The following is a 20,571-nucleotide window of genomic DNA, read 5'->3' on the forward strand; positions in this document are numbered from 1 at the left end:
GTTGGGGCCCTCCCTCCCTGTGGGCGCTATCGGCCTGTGCCACGGCGTCGGCGCCCCGTGCCGCGGCACGGGGCGCCGACGCCGAGTAGGTCAGCCGCAGCAGCCGCGACTCGCTGACGGTCGTCGCCGAGGCGGCGTCCTCGAGCGTCGTGACCGACACGTGCCGGTCGCCCAGCGCGTCGACCGCCTCGGCGCTCACCCGGCGTGACGAGGCCACGGCCGCCTCGGCGGTCATGTCGACGCGCGATGGATCGGCGGCGTCGACGAACACCACGGCCGTGGCCTCGTAGCGCTCGGGCAGGAGCAGGTGCGCGGACACGCCCGCGGCCAGTCCGACGAGCGCGCCGGCGGCGAGCACGCGCCAGCGGCAGGCCAAGCGAGCGATGAGCTCGGTCAGGGTGAGTGGCTCCACGTCCACAGTCTCGCGGCGGGATGGGCGGTCGACGGGACATTGTCCACAGGCCAGGTGCCGGGCCGTGGTGGACGCCCGCGTGATCGGACATAACTGGGGCATGACCCCTTGCACCGATGACGACGAGCTGGTCCGTGCGATGCGCGGAGGAGACCACGAGGCCTTCGGCGAGCTGTTCGCGCGCCATGCGGCCGTGGCACGACGGGTCGCGTCGCGCGCCGGTCCGTCCGCGGAGGCCGACGACGTCGTGGCCGAGGTGTTCGCCTGCGTGCTCGTCCAGCTGCGATCGGGGCGCGGGCCGACCAAGAGCTTCCGTGCCTACCTGCTCACCGCCGTCCGGCACGAAGCCGGCCGGCGAGCGGCGATGGCACGCCGGTGTGCGCCGGTCGCCGATCTCGAGCCGTGGTCGGTCGCGCCGACGTCCACCGACGCCGACGACCGCATCCGCGAGGCCTACGCGACGCTGCCCGAGCGGTGGCGCCGCACGCTGTGGCAGCTCGACGTCGAGGGCCGGCGACCGCGTGAGCTCGCGGCCGAGCTGGGGCTGACGGCCAATGCGGTCTCGGCGCTGGGCTACCGGGCGCGGACGGCGCTGCGCTCGGCGTATCTCGAGCGGGTCCGCGCTGCCTGAGATGCCGGCCGGCGAGCCTGTGGCAGGCTTGCGCCGTGCACATCGCCTACGATCCCCATCCCGACGGGGAGCCGGATCCCGGCGAGGTCGTCTGGACCTGGGTCCCGTTCGAGGACGACCCGCAGCAGGGCAAGGACCGCCCGGTGCTTCTCATCGCGCGTGACGGCGACCGGCTGGTCGCGCTGCCGATGACGTCCAAGGACCACGATCGCGACCAGGCGCAGGAGAACCGCGAGGGTCGGTTCTGGTTCGACATCGGCAGCGGCGCGTGGGACCCGGCCGGACGTCCCAGCGAGGTGCGGCTCGACCGCCTGCTGGTCGTCGACCCCGCCGACGTCCGGCGCGAGGGTGCCGTGCTCGACGAGGCGCGCTTCGACGCGGTCGCGGCGGCCGTCCGCCCGTACCTGCCCGGCCGGGCGGAGCAGGCATGAGCGACGACGGGCCGAGCATCCCGCGGATCGACGCCTTCCAGCGCCGGCACCGCGTCATCGGCATGCCCCTGGCCGTGATCTACAAGTACTTCGACGACCAGGGTGCCTACCTGTCGGCGATCGTCACCTACTACGCCTTCGTCGCGATCTTCCCGCTGCTGTTGCTCAGCACCTCGATCCTCGGCTTCGTGCTGCAGGGCGACGAGGCCCTGCGCGACAAGCTGCTCGACTCCGCCCTCAGCCAGTTCCCGATCATCGGCTCCGAGCTCGGCACCCCCAACGGGCTGCAGGGCTCGACGACCGCGATCGTGGTGGGTGCCGTGACGGCGCTCTACGGCGCGATGGGCCTCGGCCAGGCGCTCCAGAACGCTGCCAACATCGCGTGGTCGGTGCCGCGCAACAGCCGGGCCAACCCGTTCCTGCTGCGGTTCCGCAGCATCCTGTTCCTGTCCATCAGCGGTATCGGCATCCTCACGATCGCGGTCGTCAGCTCGATCCTGGCCAATCCCGATGCCCTCAGCTCCGAGCTGCAGCCCGTCGTCGGATGGGTCTCACGGATCCTGGGCTTCTTCCTGATCGTCGGCATCTTCACAGCTGTGTTCCGGCTCGTCAGCCTGGGCCGCGCGGGCGTCCGCTCCGTGCTGCCGGGGGCGTTCGTGACCGGGCTGCTCTGGCAAGGGCTGCAGTACGTGGGCAACACGTACGTCCGCGAGGTGATCGGCAAGGCCAACTCGGTCAACCAGACCTTCGCACTGGTGCTCGGCCTGCTGGCGTTCATCTACGTGGCGGCGATCATGGTCGTGATGGGGCTCGAGGTCAACGTCGTCCTGCGCCGTCACCTCTACCCGCGCGCGCTGCTGACGCCGTTCACCGACAACGTCGTGCTCACCGAGGCCGATCAACGCGCCTACGCGGCCTACGCCAAGTCGCAGCGGCACAAGGGCTTCCAGTCGGTCGAGGTCACCTTCGAGGACGCATCCCACCTCGAGCAGCCGGTCTCCGCGTCCCACCCGCCCGACGAGACCCGCCCGGTGCCCTGACGTCCGACCGCCTCGGACCACTAGGCTGTGGGCGACGACGCCTGTCGTCGAGCTGGACGACGTGAAGGTGGCGCCATGCCCACGGGCAAAGTGAAGTGGTACGACGCAGGCAAGGGCTTCGGCTTCCTGAGCCGGGACGAGGGCGAGGACGTCTTCGTGCGCGCCGACGCGCTTCCTGAGGGCGTCGCGTCGCTCAAGGCGGGCTCGCGCGTCGAGTTCGGCATCGTCCAGGGCAACCGCGGCGACCAGGCGCTCCAGGTGCGGCTGCTCGACCCCGTCACGTCCGTGTCGCGCTCGCAGTCGCAGGCGCGGCGCAAGGACCCCGAGGCGATGGCCGTGATCGTCGAGGACCTCATCCGCATGCTCGACACGGTCGGCGAGGGGTACCGGCACGGACGTCACCCCGACGGCAAGAAGGCCAAGCCGATCGCCCAGGTGCTGCGCGCCGTGGCGACCGAGCTCGAGCTCTGAGGCCTGGTCAGCCGCGCGGCTCGAGGAACTCCAAGCGGTTGCCGAACGGGTCGGCCGCGTAGAAGCGTGCGTGTCCCGGGAACTCGTCGTCCCACGTCACCTCGACCCCCGCGGCCGCCAACGTCTCGGCCAGTCCCGACAGGTCGCTGACCAGGATGCCGGGGTGCGCCTTCGCGGCGGCCGTGAAGTCGCGCTCGACGCCCAGGTGCACCTCGACCCCGCCGCCACGGAACCAGCAGCCGCCGCGTGCGGCCAGCAGGGGCGGCTTCTCGAGCTCGTCCATGCCGAGCAGATCGCGCCAGAACGTCCGGCACCGCGGCTCGCCGCCCGGCGGGATGGCGAGCTGGACGTGGTGCAGGCGGGCGAAGGCGAACGACGTCATGCGGTCCATCGTGCCCCGGGAGGCCGGCTCGGGTCAGAGCTGTTGGGTGTGGTCGCCGGTGCCCGGACGCTCGACGATGGTCGGCTGGTCGGCGGACGGACGCGGGGGAGCGGCCGCCGTCGACGGGGGCGGCGGCACGCGGTCGGGCTTGCGCGCCTGGCTGACCACGAGCGCGAGCCAGGCGATCAGCAGGGCACCGATGACCAGCAGGCCGATCTGCGGCGTGGCGTCGATGCTGAACAGCCCGATGCCGAGCAGCCCCCCGATGACCCAGCCCAGCTGCAGCAGCGTCTCGGAGCGGGCGAACATGCTGGTGCGCACCCGTTCGGGCACGTCGCGCTGGATCATCGCGTCGAGGCTCAGCTTGCCGAGCGACTGGCAGATGCCGACCGTGAGCCCGAGGATGACCGCGGTCCACCAGGTGAAGAAGACGCCGACCGTGGCGAGCACCGCGACGTCGAGGACCAGCACGAAGATGACGACCTGCTCGGGGCGCCGCGTGCTCGCTGCCGAGCCGATCAGGGTGCCGATCGTGTTGCCCGCCCCGGCGCCGCCGACCACGAGGCCCAGCAGGATCGTGGCGTTGTAGTCCCATCCCATCGAGGCGGGCGGCTCGCGCAGGGTGAACGCCATGAAGATCGTCAGGAAGCCGGAGAGCAGCCGCAGCCCGGCGTTGCTGCGCAGCCCGTTGACGACCGAGCGCGTGATGGTGAGGCCCTTGGTGACGGTGCTGGGGCTCGGGTTGACGAGGTCGACCGGCTCCTCGCCCTCGCTGGAGTCGACCTTCGCGGGCAGCAGGATCGCCAGGACCGTGCCGACGGCGAACAGCAGCGCGCCGTAGCGCAGGGCCCAGTCGGCGCCGAGCAGCGCGGCGCCGCCGGCGAGGGGCGCCGAGATGGCCGCGGCGCCGGTGCCCGTCAGCGAGATGCGGGAGTTGCCCTTCACGAGCGTGAACGTCTCGGGGAGCAGGCGAGGCACCGCGGACGCGCGCGTGACGCCGTACGCCTTGGACGACACGAGGCAGCCCAGGGCCGCGAGGTAGAAGGCCGGCGGCGGCGTGGCGTCGGTGACGGCTCCGGCCAGCACCCAGCAGCAGAAGGCGCGGAAGGCGAGGGTCGCGCCGATCGCCCACCGGCGGCCGCGGCGGAAGCGGTCGAGGAACGGGCCGATCAGGGGCGCCACGATCGCGAACGGCAGCATCGTCACGGCGAGGAACAGGGCGACCTGTCCCGTCGCCTCGCCGGTGGGGACCGTGAAGAACAGCGTGCCGGCCAGCGAGATGGCCACGGCGGCGTCGCCGGCGGTGTTGAAGGCGTGCAGCTCGAGCAGGCGGGAGAAGCCGCTCTCGCCGGCCCCGCCGGAGTGCGTGAAGCGGCGGGCTCCGGTGAAGGCCGACGTGCTGCCCTTGGCGACGACCCGTGCGGTGCCGCGCGACGCACGCTTGGCGGCCTGCGCGGCGCGGCTCAGGCCGGACGGGGGAGGGGTCTGCGGGCGGGTGCGGCCGCCGTCGTAGCCGGGATCGGCGGCGTGGTCGTACGGCCAGTCGTTCTCCTCCATGGACCTCATCCTGCCGCACCCCACCACGGGACGCGGGGCGACATGGGCGACAATGGGGGCATGCCCCTCGATGACCAGCTCGCAGCCGCTGTCGACGCCGCGCGCGCGGCTCTCGTCGAGGCGATCGACGCCGGATTCGGCGGGGCTGCCGATGCCGCCTCGATCGGCGAGCACCTGGGCGTCGAGCCCGATGCCGAGCTGATGGTCTCGCACCGCTTCGCCTGCCTCACGCCCGGCTACCGGGGCTGGTACTGGTCGGTCAGCATCTCGCGTGCACCCGACAGCGACGAGGTCACGGTCAACGACGTCGTGCTCCTGCCGGGCGACGACGCGATCGTCGCCCCGGCCTGGACCCCGTACCGCGACCGCATCCGTCCCGGTGACCTGAGCCCCGGCGACGTCCTGCCGCCCGACGAGGACGACGCGCGTCTCGTCCCGTCGTGGTCCGCCGGCGACGGCGAGGAGCAGACCGATGACCGCTTCTTCGCCCGCGAGGTGGGTCTGGGGCGCGAGTGGGTGCTGTCGCTCGAGGGCCGCGAGCTCGCGGCCGAGCGGTGGCAGGAGGGCGAGCAGGGGCCCGACGCCCCGATCGCCCAGCAGGCGTCCGGCGTGTGCCACTCGTGCGGCTTCATGGTCAGCCTCGCCGGTCCGCTGTCCGAGCGGTTCGGCGTCTGCGCCAACGGCATGGCCAACGACGACGGCCGGGTCGTCTCGTTCGACCACGGGTGCGGCGCGCACTCGGGTGCACGACTCAGCCGCGCGGCCAGCAGCAGCAAGCTCCCCGAGCCGGTCTTCGACACGCTCACGCGCGACGAGGTCGACGGCCTCTAGCGCGCGATTGCCGCACCCCTCGTGAGCCTGCTCACGGGGGGTGCTGTTTTGTTTGCGCGATGCACCTATCCGACGTATGGTTGCAGCATGCAACTAGGTAAATCGTCGTCCGCCACCCAGGTCGCCCCCGCTCCTGCCGCCGCCCCGCCCGCCCCCACGGCGACGGGGGACGAGCTGAGCCACCGCGAGATCATGGAGGTGCTGTTCGGTCTGCTGGCCGCGCTGTTCACCGCGATCCTCAGCAGCACGATCGTGTCCAACGCCCTCCCGACGATCATCGCCGACCTCGACGGCTCGCAGACCCAGTACACCTGGGTCGTGACGGCGTCTCTGCTGGCGATGACGGTCTCGACGCCCATCTGGGGCAAGCTCTCCGACCTCATGAACAAGAAGACGCTCGTGCAGATCTCGATCGTCGTGTTCGTCATCGGCTCGATGCTCGCCGGACTCTCGCGCAACCTGCCCGAGCTGATCTCGATGCGCGTCGTGCAGGGCATCGCCATGGGCGGACTGACGGCCAACGCGCAGTCGATCATCGGCTCGATCATCCCGCCGCGGCAGCGCGGTCGCTACAGCGGCTACATGGGTGCCACGATGGCCGTCGCGACCGTCAGCGGCCCCCTGCTGGGTGGCCTGATCGTCGACACCCCGGGGCTCGGCTGGCGCTGGACCTTCTTCGTCTGCGTGCCCCTGGCGGTCATCAGCCTGGTCGTGCTGCAGAAGTACCTCCGCATCGCGACGGTGCGACGCAAGGTCGACTTCGACTACGCCGGCGCCGTCCTGATCGCGATCGCGGCCAGCCTGCCGCTGCTGTGGGTCACCTTCGCGGGAGACTCCTTCGCGTGGGTGTCGTGGCAGACCGCGGCCTTCCTCGGCGGCACCGCCCTCGCGGCCGTGCTCGTCGTGCGGGTCGAGCTGCGCCACCCCGAGCCCCTGCTGCCCATCGCGGTCGTCCGCGAGCGCACCACGGCCCTGGCGATCGTCGGCAGCATCGCCGTCGGCATCGCGATGTTCGGCGGCTCGGTCTTCATCGGCCAGTACTTCCAGGTCGCCGGGGGGCGCACGCCCACCCAGGCCGGTCTGCTGACGATCCCGCTCATGGTCGGCTCGCTGGTCGGCACGCTGGTCTCGGGTCAGCTGATCACCCGGTTCGGGCGCTGGAAGCGCTTCCTGGTCATCGGCTCGGTCTCGCTGATCATCGGCATGGGTCTGCTGTCGACCATCAGCCACACCACGCCCGAGTGGCACGCCATGGTCTTCATCGCCTTCGTCGGCGTCGGCATGGGCATGCTGCTGCAGAACTACGTGCTCGCGGTGCAGAACACCGTCGACGTCTCGCAGGTCGGCGCCTCGAGCGCCACGGTCGCCTTCTTCCGCTCGCTCGGCGGCGCGGTCGGCGTCTCGGTGCTGGGTGCCATCCTGGCGGCGCAGGTCAAGGACGACGTCACGTCCAAGCTGTCAGCCCTCGGCATCCAGTCCAGCGGTGGCGGGGGATCGCTGCTCGACGTGAAGAGCCTGCCGCCACAGGTCGCCGAGATCGTCCGCTCGGCCTACGGCGATGCGACCGGCACGATCTTCGGCGTCGCCGCGGTCGTCGCGGTGCTGAGCCTGGTGGCTGCTCTGCTGATCAAGGAGGTGCCGCTGCGCACCACGGTCAAGAAGGCGTCCGACGACGCCTGACCCGACGCGACCGACCCCAGACATGCGGAGAACCGCACCGGATCTGACCCCAGACACGGTGTGGTTCTCCGCATGTGTGGGGTGGGACGGGCCGGGATGGGGCAGCTCAGTCGAGCTTGCGGCGGCGGCCGGGCTGCATGCGCAGGGCGTTGCGGCGCCGGCGGCAGTACTCGATGCCGATGAGGCCGAGGCCGAATCCGGCCACGGCCGTCCACAGCCACCACGTGCGTCCCTCGGACTCGAGCGTGCCGAGGAAGGGCAGCAGGGCGATGGCGACGACGCCCCAGGCGATCGTGCCGACGGTCATGGTGCGTACGCCGTCGACGTCCATCGGCTCGACCTCGGCGACGCGGTGGGTGGTGCGTCCGATCTCGAGCTCGGTCAGGTCGGGACGTCCGAACTCGTGACGCCGGGCCGCCCGCTCGAGACGGGCGATCTCGCGGTGGCCCATCTTGCGCTCGACGGTCTCGGGGCCGTCGCCCTGCTGGATCACCCAGTCGTCGTCGCTCACCCGGTCAGACTACCCGCCCGGATCGTGGGCTCCTGCGCCTCCTGTCATGCTGATCAGCAATGAATCCGCGTCACCGCCGGCTCCTGATCCCCGGCCTGCTCATCGCCCTGCTCGTCATCGTGCTGGTCAGCTCGGTGGCGGGACGGTCCGACGGCGCCACCGTCGGCCCCCAGGTCGTGAGCACGCTCTCCGACGGCCGGATCAACGAGTCGAGCGGACTGGTCGTCAGCCCGGAGGACCCCGACCGCGCCTACACGATCAACGACTCCGGCGGAGCGCCCGTCGTGTACGCGATCTCGGTGTCGACCGGCCGGACGCTCGGCTCGGCGACGGTCGACGCCGACCTCGTCGACACCGAGGCGCTGTCGATCGACGCCGACGGGACGCTGTGGATCGCCGACACGGGCGACAACCGGGCCGTCCGCACCGACGTCGCGCTCTACTCGCTGCCCGAGATCGCCGACGGCACCACGAGGGTGTCGGCCACGCGCTACCCCATCACGTACCCGGGCGGCCCGCTCGACGTCGAGGCCCTCGCGATCAGTCCCACGTCGGGAGCGAAGTACCTCATCAGCAAGGGGCTGTTCGGCGGCACGGCGTTCTCGTTGCCCGAGCCGCTGGTGGCCGATCGCCCCAACCGGGCCGTGGCCGAGGTCGGGGCCGTGCCCGGTCTCGTCACCGATGCGGCGTTCACGCCCGACGGACGATTCGTGGTCGCCCGTGACTACTCCGAGTCGTACGTCCTCGACCCGTCCTCGTGGACCATCCTGTCGTCCAGCTCGTTGCCTCCCGCGCCGCAGGGCGAGACGCTGGCGATGGAGGCCGGCGGCCGGTCGTTCCTCGTGGGCAGCGAGGGCACCGGCTCGACGTTGACGCGCGTCCCGTTCGCCCCGCCCCGCTCGGACGACGAGGCCGGCGCCGGCGCGGACGGGGCGGACGGCGACGGAGCGGACAGCACCGCGTCGGGCTCGCCGGCGCAGACGGGTCAGGCCCGCACCGCCGCGCCTCCCGAGGGCGGGGGGTTCGCCGGCGCCACGTGGTTCTGGGGCTTCGTCGTGGTCGCCCTGCTGGCTGCCATCAGCGGTGCCATGACCACGAAACGGCGCTGACACGACACGGTTGCACCGCCGAGACGGGCATCTGGCATGCTGCCTCCTCGGACCCGTCTCACGGCGAACGGGCCGGCCATGACAGGAGAGCCATGACGAGCACGCTCGAGCAGTACTTCAAGATCTCCGAGCGCGGGTCGACGGTCGGCCGCGAGGTGCGCGGCGGCGTCGTGACGTTCCTGACGATGGCCTACATCATCGTGCTCAACCCGGTCATCCTCGCGGGCGTCGCCGACAAGGACGGCAACTTTCTCGGCGGAGGCTCCACGCCGGGCTCGGGCTTCGCGACGATCGCGGTCTGCACCGCCCTGGTCGCCGGCCTGCTGACGATCCTGATGGGCGTCGTCGCCAACTTCCCGCTCGCGCTGGCCACCGGCCTCGGCCTCAACGCCTTCGTGGCCTTCTCGGTCGCGAGCCAGATGACATGGGCCGATGCGATGGGTCTGGTCGTGCTCGAGGGCATCATCATCCTGCTGCTGGTGCTCACGGGCTTCCGGAAGGCCGTGTTCGACGCCGTCCCGCGCCAGCTCAAGACAGCCATCGCCGTGGGCATCGGCCTGTTCATCACGATCATCGGCTTCGTGGACGCCGGCTTCGTGCGCACCACCGGCAATGCCGCGCCTCCGCTGGGTCTCGGCATCGGTGGCAGCCTCTCGGGCTGGCCCGTGCTGGTGTTCAGCGTGGGGCTGCTGCTCATGATCGCCCTGCACGCGCGCGGTGTCCCCGGCGCCATCCTGATCGGCATCGTGGCCACGACGGCGCTGGCCGGCATCGTGCAGGCCCTGACCGACACCCCCGCCAGCGGCGGCGACCCGACCTCCAAGGGCTGGAACCTGAACGTCCCGTCGTGGCCCGACAGCCTCGTGCAGAAGCCCGACTTCTCGCTGCTGGGCGAGTTCTCGCTGTTCGGCTCGTTCGAGCGCGTGGGCGTCGTGACGGCCGCGCTGCTGGTGTTCACCCTGCTGCTGGCCGACTTCTTCGACACCATGGGCACGATGACGGCGATCGGCGCCGAGGCCGACCTCAACGATGCCGACGGTTCGCCCGAGGGTGCGCAGCGCATCCTCGTCGTCGACTCCATCGCCGCGATGGCCGGCGGTGCCGCAGGCGTCTCGTCCAACACGTCGTACATCGAGTCGGCCTCGGGCGTCGGCGACGGCGCGCGCACGGGCCTGGCGTCGGTCGTCACCGGCGTGCTGTTCCTGCTGTCGACGTTCTTCGCGCCGCTCGTCGAGCACATTCCCAGCGAGGCGGCGGTGCCGGCCCTCGTGCTCGTCGGCTTCTTGATGATGAGCCAGGTCAAGGGCATCGACTGGGACGACGTCGAGATCGCGATCCCGGCGTTCCTGACGATCGCGCTCATGCCGTTCACCTACTCGATCACCGCAGGGATCGGGGCGGGCTTCATCGCCTACGTCGTGATCAAGGTCGTCAAGGGCAGGATCGCCGCCATCCACCCGCTGATGTGGGTCATCGGGGTCCTGTTCGTGATCTACTTCGCGATCGACCCGATCTCCCGCTGGATCAGCTGACACGCGTCGGTTAGCGTGCGCTCATGCTGATCGCACTGGGAGACAAGACGCCGCAGGTCGCCGAGACGGCCTGGATCGCACCGACGGCGGTGCTGGCCGGATCGGTACGCATCGGCGAGGGGGCCAGCGTCTGGTACGGCGCCGTGCTGCGGGCCGACAACGAACCGATCACGATCGGTGCGCGCTCCAACGTCCAGGACAACTGCGCCTTCCACGTCGACCAGGGCAAGCCCGTGGTGCTCGGCGAGGGCGTCTCGGTCGGCCACGGTGCGGTGGTGCACGGCGCCACGATCGGCGACCACGTGCTGGTCGGCATGAGCGCGACCGTCATGAACGGCGCGGTCATCGGCGACGAGGTGCTGATCGCCGCCGGCGCGCTGGTCACCGAGGGCATGGTCGTGCCGCCGCGGTCGCTCGTCGCGGGCGTGCCCGCGAAGGTGCGCCGCGAGCTGTCGGACGACGAGGTGGCCGGGCTGCGCCGCAACGCCGAGATCTACGAGGGCCACCGCGAGCTGCACCGGGGCGGCGAGATCCAGGAGCGCTAGCGACTGGCATCGAGGCGCGCCAGCGCAGCGTGAGCGTCTCGCGGCGAAGCCGCCGGCCTGCGAGGCGTGGTGAGCGATCAGGATCGAGCGGAGCGATCCCCACCGCTTCAGGTCAGAGGTGGTCGACGACCCAGTCGATCGACCGGGTCAGGCGCGTGACGTCGTCGGGCTCGACCGCCGGGAACATCGCGACGCGCAGCTGGTTGCGGCCCAGGCCGCGGTAGCTGTCGACGTCGACGATGCCGTTGGCCCGCAGCGCCGCGGTGACGTCGGCCTGGTCGACGCCGGCGAGGTCGATCGTGCCGACCACGAGCGACCGCTCGGCCGGTGCCGTCACGAACGGCGAGGCGTACGACGACGCCTCCGCCCACTCGTAGAGGCGGCGCGACGAGTCGGCCGTGCGCCCGACCGCCCAGTCGAGCCCGCCCTGGTCGAGCAGCCACTGCGTCTGCTGCTGCATCAGGAACAAGGTCGCCAGGGCCGGCGTGTTGTACGTCTGGTCCTTGAGCGAGTTGTCGATCGCGACGGGCAGGTCGAGGAAGCCGGGGATGTGGCGTCCGCCGGCCTTGATGCGCCGCGCCCGCTCGATCGCGGCCGGCGACATCAGCGCGATCCAGAGCCCTCCGTCGGAGGCGAAGCCCTTCTGCGGCGCGAAGTAGTAGACGTCCGTCTCGGAGACGTCGACCGGCAGCCCGGCCGCGCCGGACGTCGCGTCGACCAGCACCAGCGCACCCTCGTCGATGTCCCACGGCCGTGCCACGGGGGTCATGACACCGGTGGACGTCTCGTTGTGCGCCCAGGCGTAGACGTCGACGCCCGCCGAGGCGTGGGGCAGAGGATGCGTGGAGGGATCGGTCTCGAGGATCTCCGGCTCGGCCAGGAAGGGTGCCTGCTGCACCGCCGTGGCGAACTTGCGGGTGAACTCGCCGTGCACGAGGTGCTGCGACCGGCGCTCGACCAGCCCGAACGTCGCGGCGTCGAAGAAGGCGTGCGAGCCGCCGACGCCGAGCACGACCTCGTAGCCGTCGGGCAGCGAGAAGAGCTCGGCCAACCCGCGGCGCAGGCTGCCGACGAGGTTCTTGACGGGCGCCTGCCGGTGCGACGTGCCCAGCAGCGAGTCGCCCGACGCAGCCAGCGCGGCCAGCGCCTCGGGCCTGATCTTGGACGGGCCGGAGCCGAACCGTCCGTCGCGGGGGAGGAGCTCGGCGGGGATCTTCACCTCGCCATCATCTCAGGACGTCCGCACCGTACGGTTGACGGCGTGTGGACATGGGTGGACGGCGCCGAGGACATCGTGGCCGAGCACGGCTTCGCCGTGGGCGACGTCGTGGCGTGGGGCGTGCTGACGACCGACTTCGACGACCTCCTGCCGCAGCTGCCGGCCGATGTCGACGTGGCGATCACGAGCGCGGTCGACGACGACGGCGACGACGAGGTCGCGGGCACCGTCGTGCGCATCGTGATGCTGACGGGCCGCCGCCGCACGGCCGCCAGCGAGATCACGGCGACGCCGGCCGAGCACGTCCAGGTGCTCGACATGGCCGGCTTCCTGGTCGAGCTCGAGCCCGACGCGTAACCCGATCGTCACATTCGTCACATTGGGTGGCCGAGGTCACAGGGTGTTCGTACGATGCCCCCTATGGCATCCGACCCCTTGGCGAGCTCCGCGAACCCCGTGACGGTCGAGGTCCCCCTGTCCGAGGGACTCGAGCACACCCCGGGGGAGTGGGAGAAGGCCACCGCCGCCGTGCTGCGCAAGTCGCGGCGGCTGGCCGACGACGCCGACGACAGCCAGGTCTGGGCCGAGCTCGCGACCACGACGCTCGACGGCATCTCGATCACACCGCTGGGCACGCCGTCGCTGACCACCGGCCTCGACGACGGCGGCCTGCCGGGCCAGGCGCCCTTCACGCGCGGCGCCACCGCCACCCGCGAGCTCGACGGGTGGGACGTCCGCGCCTGGTACACCGACCCCGACGCCGAGCGCACGGCCCGCGACGTCGTCACCGACCTCGAGAACGGCGTCAACTCGCTGTGGATCTCGGCCGGCTCCGGCGGGGTGCCGATCGATGCGCTGGCCACGGTGCTCGAGCCGGTGTTCGTCGACCTCGCCGCGGTCACCCTCGACGCGCCGTTCGAGCCGTTGGAGGCCGCGCGCGCGCTGGCCGCGGTCATCGCCGACAAGGGCGTCGACGCAGCCCCGGGCACGAGCTTCGGTGCCGACCCGATCGGCGCGGCGTTCCGCCGCAGGGGCGCCGTCGACTTCGACGCGACGGTCGAGATCGCCCGGCTGGCCCATCCGCTGGGCGTCCGCGCCCTGACGGTCGACGCCACCGCGGCCCACGACGCCGGCGCCTCGGACGTCCAGGAGCTGGCCTACTCGCTCGCGACCGGCGCGCAGTACCTGCGCGTGCTCGCCGAGGCCGGGTTCACCGTCGAGGAGGCCGCCGGGCTGATCGACTTCCGGTACGCCGCGACCGACGAGCAGTTCCCGACGATCGCCAAGCTCCGTGCTGCCCGCCGGCTCTGGAACCGCGTGGTCGAGCTGAGCGGCGTCACGACGTCGGCCGCCGCGCAGCTGCAGCACGCCGTCACGTCGCGACCGATGATGTCGCGCTACGACCCGTACGTGAACATGCTCCGCACCACCGTGGCCGCGTTCGCCGCGGGTGTGGGCGGGGCGTCGGCCGTCACGGTGCTGCCGTTCGACGAGCCGCTCGGCCTGCCCGAGCCGTTCAGCAGGCGCATCGCCCGCAACACCTCGAGCCTGCTGATCAGCGAGGCGCACGTCGCGGCGGTCACCGACCCCGCCGGCGGGTCGCACGCCGTCGAGAAGCTCACCGACGACCTCGCGCGGGCGGCCTGGACGCTCTTCGGCGAGATCGACGCGGCCGGCAGCCTCGAGGCCGCTCTCGACCTCCTCCGCGGACGCATCGAGGCGACGGTGTCGGACCGGGCGCTCGCCGTGGCCCGTCGCACGCGCCCCGTCACGGGCGTGTCGGAGTTCCCCCAGCTGCACGAGACGCTGCCCGAGCGGCGTCCGTACGACCGCCCGCTCGAGGTGCACCGCTACGCAGGCGAGTTCGAGGCGCTGCGCGACGAGCCCGCCTCCGCCCCTGTGTTCCTGGCCTCGATGGGCACCATCGCGGCGTTCACGGCGCGGGCGACCTTCGCCGCCAACCTGCTGGCTGCCGGCGGCATCGACACCGTCGTGGCCGGCCCGTCCGAGGGCGTCGACGACGTGGTCACGGCCTACGAGGCCGCCGACCGTCCGGCCGTGGTGTGCCTCGTCGGCAACGACAAGGCCTACGAGGCGTGGGGGGCCGACCTCGTCGAGGCCCTGCGCGGCGCGGGTGCCACCCACGTCGTCCTGGCCGGCAAGGCGGCGGTCGGCGCCGACACGACCATCGCGATGGGGGTCGACGCACTGGCCTTCCTCCGCTCGATCCGAGAGGTGCTCGCATGAGCGACCAGCAGCGAACGAATCATGAGGCAGCTGTCATGACGCCGCCTTCGTACCGTTGCTCTTCCAGGAAGGTGACGTCATGACCGTCCCCAGCAGCTTCCAGGGCCTGCCGCTCGACCCCGAGCAGCCGTACGAGCCCGATCCCGAGACCTATGCTCGCGCGACCGACGGTGCTGAGCCGTGGGCCTCGCCCGAGGGCATCGACGTCGAGGGGCTCTACACGCCCGCCGACCTCGAGGGGCTCGACGGGCTCGACACCTACCCGGGTCTCACGCCGTTCCTGCGCGGCCCGTACCCCGCGATGTACACGACGCAGCCGTGGACGATCCGCCAGTACGCGGGCTTCTCGACCGCCGAGGAGTCCAATGCCTTCTACCGCCGCAACCTCGCGGCCGGCCAGAAGGGCCTCTCGGTCGCCTTCGACCTCGCGACGCACCGCGGCTACGACTCCGACAACCCGCGGGTCGTCGGCGACGTCGGCATGGCGGGCGTCGCGATCGACTCGATCTACGACACGCGCAAGCTGTTCGAGGGCATCCCGCTCGACGAGATGAGCGTCTCGATGACGATGAACGGCGCCGTGCTGCCGGTGCTGGCGCTCTACATCGTCGCGGCCGAGGAGCAGGGAGTCCCTCCCGAGAAGCTGTCGGGGACCATCCAGAACGACATCCTCAAGGAGTTCATGGTCCGCAACACCTACATCTACCCGCCGGCGCCGTCGATGCGGATCATCTCCGACATCTTCGCGTACACGGCGCAGAAGATGCCGCGGTTCAACTCGATCTCGATCTCGGGCTACCACATCCAGGAGGCCGGGGCCACGAACGACCTCGAGCTCGCCTACACGCTGGCCGACGGCGTCGAGTACCTGCGCGCGGGCCTTGACGTCGGCCTCGACATCGACGCCTTCGCGCCGCGCCTGAGCTTCTTCTGGGCGATCGGCATGAACTTCTACATGGAGGTCGCCAAGCTGCGCGCGGCTCGCGCCCTCTGGGCCCAGCTCGTCGCCGACTTCGATCCCAAGAACCCCAAGAGCCTGAGCCTGCGCACGCACAGCCAGACGTCCGGCTGGTCGCTGACGGCGCAGGACGTGTTCAACAACGTCGGCCGCACCGCGATCGAGGCGATGGCCGCCACCCAGGGTCACACGCAGTCGCTGCACACCAACGCGCTCGACGAGGCCATCGCCCTGCCGACCGACTTCAGCGCCCGCATCGCTCGCAACACGCAGCTGCTGCTGCAGCAGGAGTCGGGCACGACCGACATCATCGACCCGTGGGGCGGCTCGTACTACGTCGAGCGCCTGACCCACGACCTCGCCAACCGCGCCTGGGCCCACATCCAGGAGGTCGAGAAGGCCGGCGGCATGTCGAAGGCCATCGAGGCCGGCATCCCCAAGATGCGCATCGAGGAGGCCGCGGCGCGCACGCAGGCCCGCATCGACGCCGGCACGCAGGCCGTCATCGGCGTCAACACGTACCGCCTGGCCGACGAGGACCCCCTCGACGTGCTCAAGGTCGACAACAAGGCGGTGTACGCCTCGCAGATCGCCAAGCTCGAGCGGCTGCGCGCCGAGCGCGACCAGGGCGAGGTCGATGCCGCGCTCGAGGCGCTCACCCGCAGCGCCGCCAAGGGCTCGGCCAGTGACGGGTCGCTCGACGAGAACCTTCTGCACCTGGCGGTCAACGCCGCGCGCGCCAAGGCGACCGTCGGGGAGATCTCCGACGCCCTCGAGAAGGTCTACGGGCGCCACCAGGCCGTCATCCGTACGATCTCAGGTGTGTACCGCACCGAGGCCGGCCAGGCAGGCAACGTCGCCCAGGTCATCGAGGCCACCGAGGAGTTCGAGAAGGCCGAGGGGCGTCGTCCTCGCATCCTCGTGGCCAAGATGGGCCAGGACGGGCACGACCGCGGCCAGAAGGTCATCGTGACGGCCTTCGCCGACATGGGCTTCGACGTCGACGTCGGCCCGCTGTTCTCGACGCCCGAGGAGGTCGCGCAGCAGGCGATCGACGCCGACGTGCACATCGTGGGCGTCTCGTCGCTCGCGGCCGGGCACCTGACGCTGCTCCCGGCGCTCAAGCAGTCGCTGGCCGATCTCGGACGTCCCGACATCATGATCGTCATCGGCGGCGTCATCCCGCCCGACGACGTCCCGACGCTGCTCGAGATGGGTGCCGCCGCGGTGTTCCCGCCCGGCACCGTCATCGCCGACTCGGCGCTCGACCTGCTCGACAAGCTGCGCAGCGCTCTCGCCTGATGGTCGATGTCTCGGAGCTTGCCGACGACCTGCGCGTCGGCAAGCGTGCCTCGATCTCACGGGCCATCACGCTCGTCGAGTCACGCCGTGACGACCACCGGGCCGAGGCGCGCGAGCTGCTGGGGCTGCTGCAGGAGTCCGTGGGCGGAGCCATCCGGGTCGGCATCTCGGGGGTGCCGGGCGTCGGCAAGTCGACGTTCATCGAGGCGCTCGGCACGCACCTGATCGACGAGGGGCACCGCGTCGGGGTGCTGGCGGTCGACCCGTCGAGCGTCCGCACCGGCGGGTCGGTGCTGGGCGACAAGACCCGCATGCCGCGCCTGGCGGTCAGCCCCGACGCCTTCATCCGGCCCTCGCCCAGCGCGGGCACGCTCGGCGGGGTCGCCCGGGCCACCAGCCAGGCCATGACGGTGCTCGAGGCGGCCGGCTTCGACGTCATCCTCGTCGAGACGGTCGGGGTCGGTCAGTCCGAGATCACGGTCGCCGGGATGGTCGACACGTTCGTGTTCCTCACCATCGCGCGCACCGGCGACCAGCTGCAGGGCATCAAGAAGGGCATCCTCGAGATCGCCGACGTCATCGCGGTCAACAAGGCCGACGGCGATCGCGCGCAGGAGGCCGAGGCGACCTCGAAGGACCTCGCCGGAGCCCTGCGCCTCGTGTACGCCGGCACCGCCGACTGGGTGCCGCCGGTGCTGACGTGCTCGGCGCTCGAGGGCACCGGCATCGACACGGTCTGGAACCGCGTCATCCGGCACCGCGAGCTCATGGGCGTCAAGGGCCTGCGCGAGAAGCGGGCCCAGCAGCAGCTCGACTTCACCTGGGCGCTGGTGCGCGACGAGCTCGACCAGCGGCTGCGCAACGACCCCGCGGTCGCGGCGGTGCGCGCCGACGTCCGCGAGGCCGTGCTCTCGGGCGAGATGCCCGCCGCGACCGCCGCCGACCGGATCCTCGAGGCCTACGACTCCTGACGAGCCGGTGTCACGAGGCCGCCCTCAGGAGGTCTGCGGCTGGGCGGCCGCCAACGCGTCGCGCATGCCGTCGGCGGTCAGACGCGGGCCGTAGCCGGGAGTGTCGGGCTGGATGCGCCAGCTCTCGGCCAGCGTCCCGAGGTCGACGACGTCGAAGCCGAGCTCGTCGATCAGCGACGCCACGGTGGCCTTGGCACCCTCGTCGTCGCCGGCGATCGCCAGTGCCCGCCGGTCGTCGGTGCCCGGCTCCTGCGCGTGGTCGGTGATGTCGGCGAACGCGATGTGGTTGAACGCCTTGACGACGTGCGAGCCCGGCAGGCGGTCCTGGAGCAGCTGCGAGCTGGTGGTGGAGCCGTCGTCGAGGGCGGCGACGTGGCCGTCGCGCTGCGGGTAGTAGTTGTTGGTGTCGATGACGACCTTGCCGTCGAGCGGCTCGACGGGGACGGTCCCGATCGCCTTGAGCGGGATCGTCACGACGACGATGTCGCCGGCCGCCGCGGCCTCGGCCGGGGTCGCCGCGCGAGCCCGCGGTCCGAGCTCGGCGACGAGGTCGCCGAGGGTCTCGGGGCCGCGCGAGTTGCTGAGCACGACGTCGTGGCCGTGAGCCGTCGCCGCCCGTGCGATCTGTGAGCCGATGTGGCCTGAGCCGATGAGTCCGATGGTGGTCATGCCCTGGTCAACGCCGGCGCGCTCAGGCCCATTCCTGCTGAGTTGTGCCGGGCGCTCGTGGCCGTGACAGGATCGTCCGGTGAAGCGATCCGTGACGTCCCATCTCGAGCTGTACCTGCACGGAGAGGCCGACCTGATCCTGTCGGTCGCGGTGGCCGAGGGGGCCGATGCCCACGAGTCGCTCACGATCACGTCCAACGGTGCGCCGATCGAGGCCCACGAGGTCGCGGGCCGGCACGGCACGCGGCTGCACCGCCTGCTCGGCCCGCCCGGGCCGATGGTCATCGACTACTCGGCCGACGTCGTGGGCCTGGCTGATCCCATCGGCACCGAGGAGCTCGACATCATCGAGTACCGGCGCCCGAGTCGCTACTGCGAGTCCGACACGCTGTTCCCGACCGCCCAGTCCGAGTTCGCGGGCATCGAGGGCAAGGACCTGCTCGACGCCGTCAGCTCGTGGGTCGGCGACCGGCTGTCGTACGTGGCCGGCGCGAGCCAGCCGACCGACGGCGCGGTCGCCACCCTGCTGGCCCGGGCTGGGGTGTGCCGCGACTACGCGCACCTCGTGGTCGCCCTGCTCCGCGCGCTCGACGTCCCGGCCCGCCTGGCCTCGGTCTACGCCCCCGGCCTGTTCCCGATGGACTTCCACGCCGTCGCCGAGGCGCACGTCGACGGCGCCTGGCACGTCGTCGACGCCACGGTGCTGGCGCCCCGCAGCTCGCTGGTGCGCATCGCCACGGGTCAGGACGCCTCCGAGACGGCGTTCCTGTCGCAGCACGGGGCTCCGGTCGACCTGCGCTGGATGGCCGTCACGGCCGTCGTCGACGAGCTGCCGACCGACGACCTGACCCAGCTGGTCGCGCTGAGGTAGCTCTCTGGACGGCCGATCCGAGAGGACTATGTGGTCGTAGTCCTAAATAACTACTCGGCGCGCCAAAGTCAAGACTGCACTTGTCGGAGATAGTTCGGTACGTTCGTCTCAGAGGCATCGACGCGAAGGCGTCGTGGGGCCGGGCATCTCGGGGGGATGGCCGGCCCCCTCTTGTGTCTCCGGACGACGTGCGGCGCGGGCTGGCGGCTCGAACGGCCCACCCTGGTCCAGCCGGCTCAGCGCTCGGCGGGCCGCCCGTACGCGACGCGGCCGCGGCTGATCGTCCAGCCGCTGATCCGCCAGCCGTCGCCTCCGGCGCCGTCCAGCACGAACGTCGCGCGCGTGGGGACCGTCAGCACCGCGTCGCGGCGGGCCGTCGTCGACCAGACCGGTAACGAGGCCGATGCGGTGAGCCGGGCCTCGATGCGCGGTGGGGTGGTCGACCGGTCGAGACCGATCGCGACGGTCGACCACGTCGGGTCGGTCCACACGGCCCGGCCGGCGTAGCCACGGGCGCTGAAGGCCGGGCCGTAGAAGACGTGGCCGTTGCCGGCCGAGGCGTGAGCGGCGCCGCGCGGGGTGTCGCGGGCGGCGAACAGCACCAGGCCGAGCTGCTCGCCGGCGTGCCGGGAGTCCGGGTCGGCCACGAAGCGGGTGATGCGCGGGCGGTAGACGTCCGCCACCGTGCGCGGGTCGAGCGCGGGCACGACGGAGTCGAAGTCGTCGGGCGCGTACGTGCGCCGCGGCAGCGACAGCCGCGAGTAGCGGTGCTCGAAAGCGAACCGCACGGCGGCGCAGGCCGCGGCGTCGACCGCCTCGCGACCGACGGCTGCGATCGCCTCGGACGCTCCCGAGGTCGTGATTGCGCGGCACCAGTCGATCGTGCCGTCGGCGCCCACGACGCCGCGCGGCGCACCCGGCCAGGTGCCGCGTGCCGAGTCAGGTGCGAGGTCGGGGCCCCGTGCGGGTGGGGTGGAGGCCGACGTGGCGGGCGAGGTCGAGGCGGGGGCGGCGGACGGCCCGGCTGCGGTCGGCGCGGAGCGACGGTCGGACGAGCCGACCGACCCGTCGGGCGAGGCCAGCCCGAGGGCGACGCTGCCGAGCGCGACGGCGGCGACCGCACCGACCACCAGTCTCGACGCCCGCGACCTCACGGCGATCAGCATAGGCGAGCAGGCGGGGTGTGACGGGTCGTGGCGGGT

The 20,571-nt window shown here is 71.7% G+C and carries 21 protein-coding genes; 14 read left to right on the forward strand and 7 right to left on the reverse strand.

The features are described from left to right. Positions 1–412, reverse strand: a 412-nt coding sequence (locus DX116_RS10100) for a Wzz/FepE/Etk N-terminal domain-containing protein (RefSeq protein ID WP_199715988.1), incomplete at its 3' end; no start/stop codon positions are given. Positions 413–512: 100 nt separating this feature from the next. On the opposite strand from DX116_RS10100, the gene DX116_RS10105 reads away from it, so the two are divergent. The 4 genes from DX116_RS10105 to DX116_RS10120 all read left to right on the forward strand — a co-directional run bounded on the left by DX116_RS10105 (position 513) and on the right by DX116_RS10120 (position 2,985). Continuing rightward, on the forward strand, positions 513–1,043 hold the full coding sequence (locus DX116_RS10105; protein WP_158591968.1) for an RNA polymerase sigma factor: 531 nt from the start codon (positions 513–515) through the stop codon (positions 1,041–1,043). A 35-nt stretch (positions 1,044–1,078) separates the two neighbouring features. Next, entirely contained in the window at positions 1,079–1,474 is a 396-nt protein-coding gene (locus tag DX116_RS10110; RefSeq protein ID WP_233556643.1) for a type II toxin-antitoxin system PemK/MazF family toxin, read from the forward strand. Continuing rightward, complete coding sequence (locus DX116_RS10115; protein ID WP_119703959.1) at positions 1,471–2,514, forward strand: YihY/virulence factor BrkB family protein; 1,044 nt, start codon at positions 1,471–1,473, stop codon at positions 2,512–2,514. The genes DX116_RS10110 and DX116_RS10115 overlap by 4 nt, the downstream gene beginning before the upstream one ends. Positions 2,515–2,589: 75 nt before the next feature. After that, a complete protein-coding gene (locus DX116_RS10120) occupies positions 2,590–2,985 on the forward strand; it encodes a cold-shock protein (RefSeq protein WP_119703960.1) in 396 nt (131 codons plus the stop codon). Positions 2,986–2,992: 7 nt separating this feature from the next. Here the strand turns inward: DX116_RS10120 and DX116_RS10125 are convergent, their stop codons facing one another. Together DX116_RS10125 and DX116_RS10130 are read right to left on the reverse strand one after the other, a co-directional pair. Next, positions 2,993–3,367 carry a VOC family protein gene (locus DX116_RS10125; protein WP_119703961.1) on the reverse strand — a complete coding sequence of 125 codons (375 nt, stop codon included), beginning with the start codon at positions 3,365–3,367 and terminating at the stop codon, positions 2,993–2,995. A gap of 33 nt (positions 3,368–3,400) precedes the next feature. Beyond that, positions 3,401–4,924, reverse strand: coding sequence for an MFS transporter (locus DX116_RS10130; RefSeq protein ID WP_199715989.1), 1,524 nt, complete (start codon positions 4,922–4,924; stop codon positions 3,401–3,403). A gap of 60 nt (positions 4,925–4,984) precedes the next feature. Between DX116_RS10130 and DX116_RS10135 the strand changes: the two genes are divergently transcribed. Continuing rightward, positions 4,985–5,755, forward strand: a complete 771-nt coding sequence (locus DX116_RS10135) for a DUF3027 domain-containing protein (RefSeq protein WP_119703962.1) — start codon at positions 4,985–4,987, stop codon at positions 5,753–5,755. Between the two features lie 87 nt (positions 5,756–5,842). Next, positions 5,843–7,435, forward strand: coding sequence for an MDR family MFS transporter (locus DX116_RS10140; RefSeq protein ID WP_119703963.1), 1,593 nt, complete (start codon positions 5,843–5,845; stop codon positions 7,433–7,435). 106 nt (positions 7,436–7,541) lie between these two features. Here the strand turns inward: DX116_RS10140 and DX116_RS10145 are convergent, their stop codons facing one another. Continuing rightward, positions 7,542–7,946, reverse strand: coding sequence for a DUF2530 domain-containing protein (locus DX116_RS10145; RefSeq protein WP_233556644.1), 405 nt, complete (start codon positions 7,944–7,946; stop codon positions 7,542–7,544). Positions 7,947–8,005: 59 nt separating this feature from the next. On the opposite strand from DX116_RS10145, the gene DX116_RS10150 reads away from it, so the two are divergent. The 3 genes from DX116_RS10150 to DX116_RS10160 all read left to right on the forward strand — a co-directional run bounded on the left by DX116_RS10150 (position 8,006) and on the right by DX116_RS10160 (position 11,132). Continuing rightward, positions 8,006–9,055 carry an SdiA-regulated/phytase-like domain-containing protein gene (locus tag DX116_RS10150; protein ID WP_119703964.1) on the forward strand — a complete coding sequence of 350 codons (1,050 nt, stop codon included), beginning with the start codon at positions 8,006–8,008 and terminating at the stop codon, positions 9,053–9,055. Positions 9,056–9,147: 92 nt separating this feature from the next. Next, the gene (locus DX116_RS10155; RefSeq protein ID WP_119703965.1) at positions 9,148–10,587 is read left to right on the forward strand and encodes an NCS2 family permease; all 1,440 of its coding nucleotides are present in this window, start codon (positions 9,148–9,150) and stop codon (positions 10,585–10,587) included. Positions 10,588–10,610: 23 nt separating this feature from the next. After that, positions 10,611–11,132, forward strand: coding sequence for a gamma carbonic anhydrase family protein (locus DX116_RS10160; protein WP_119703966.1), 522 nt, complete (start codon positions 10,611–10,613; stop codon positions 11,130–11,132). Between the two features lie 112 nt (positions 11,133–11,244). Here DX116_RS10160 and serC read toward each other — a convergent pair whose 3' ends face one another. Beyond that, the gene (gene serC, locus DX116_RS10165) at positions 11,245–12,351 is read right to left on the reverse strand and encodes a phosphoserine transaminase (protein ID WP_119703967.1); all 1,107 of its coding nucleotides are present in this window, start codon (positions 12,349–12,351) and stop codon (positions 11,245–11,247) included. 42 nt (positions 12,352–12,393) lie between these two features. On the opposite strand from serC, the gene DX116_RS10170 reads away from it, so the two are divergent. The 4 genes from DX116_RS10170 to meaB all read left to right on the forward strand — a co-directional run bounded on the left by DX116_RS10170 (position 12,394) and on the right by meaB (position 17,829). Continuing rightward, positions 12,394–12,708 (forward strand): hypothetical protein, encoded by a 315-nt coding sequence (locus DX116_RS10170; RefSeq protein ID WP_147393640.1) that lies wholly within the window; start codon positions 12,394–12,396, stop codon positions 12,706–12,708. A gap of 63 nt (positions 12,709–12,771) precedes the next feature. Then, entirely contained in the window at positions 12,772–14,598 is a 1,827-nt protein-coding gene (locus DX116_RS10175) for a methylmalonyl-CoA mutase family protein (RefSeq protein WP_119703969.1), read from the forward strand. Between the two features lie 79 nt (positions 14,599–14,677). Further along, on the forward strand, positions 14,678–16,858 hold the full coding sequence (scpA, locus tag DX116_RS10180) for a methylmalonyl-CoA mutase (RefSeq protein ID WP_119703970.1): 2,181 nt from the start codon (positions 14,678–14,680) through the stop codon (positions 16,856–16,858). Then, complete coding sequence (gene meaB / locus DX116_RS10185; RefSeq protein ID WP_119703971.1) at positions 16,858–17,829, forward strand: methylmalonyl Co-A mutase-associated GTPase MeaB; 972 nt, start codon at positions 16,858–16,860, stop codon at positions 17,827–17,829. The genes scpA and meaB overlap by 1 nt, the downstream gene beginning before the upstream one ends. Before the next feature lie 24 nt (positions 17,830–17,853). Here the strand turns inward: meaB and DX116_RS10190 are convergent, their stop codons facing one another. Next, positions 17,854–18,690 carry an NADPH-dependent F420 reductase gene (locus DX116_RS10190; RefSeq protein ID WP_267897687.1) on the reverse strand — a complete coding sequence of 279 codons (837 nt, stop codon included), beginning with the start codon at positions 18,688–18,690 and terminating at the stop codon, positions 17,854–17,856. On the opposite strand from DX116_RS10190, the gene DX116_RS10195 reads away from it, so the two are divergent. After that, the gene (locus DX116_RS10195) at positions 18,578–19,369 is read left to right on the forward strand and encodes a transglutaminase-like domain-containing protein (protein WP_119703973.1); all 792 of its coding nucleotides are present in this window, start codon (positions 18,578–18,580) and stop codon (positions 19,367–19,369) included. The two genes, DX116_RS10190 and DX116_RS10195, sit on opposite strands and share 113 nt — an antisense overlap. Positions 19,370–19,605: 236 nt before the next feature. Here the strand turns inward: DX116_RS10195 and DX116_RS10200 are convergent, their stop codons facing one another. After that, on the reverse strand, positions 19,606–20,523 hold the full coding sequence (locus tag DX116_RS10200) for a hypothetical protein (RefSeq protein ID WP_147393641.1): 918 nt from the start codon (positions 20,521–20,523) through the stop codon (positions 19,606–19,608). Positions 20,524–20,571 lie beyond the last annotated feature (48 nt).

It is taken from the genome of Aeromicrobium endophyticum, from assembly GCF_003586285.1.
Classification (GTDB): Bacteria; Actinomycetota; Actinomycetes; order Propionibacteriales; family Nocardioidaceae; genus Aeromicrobium; species Aeromicrobium endophyticum.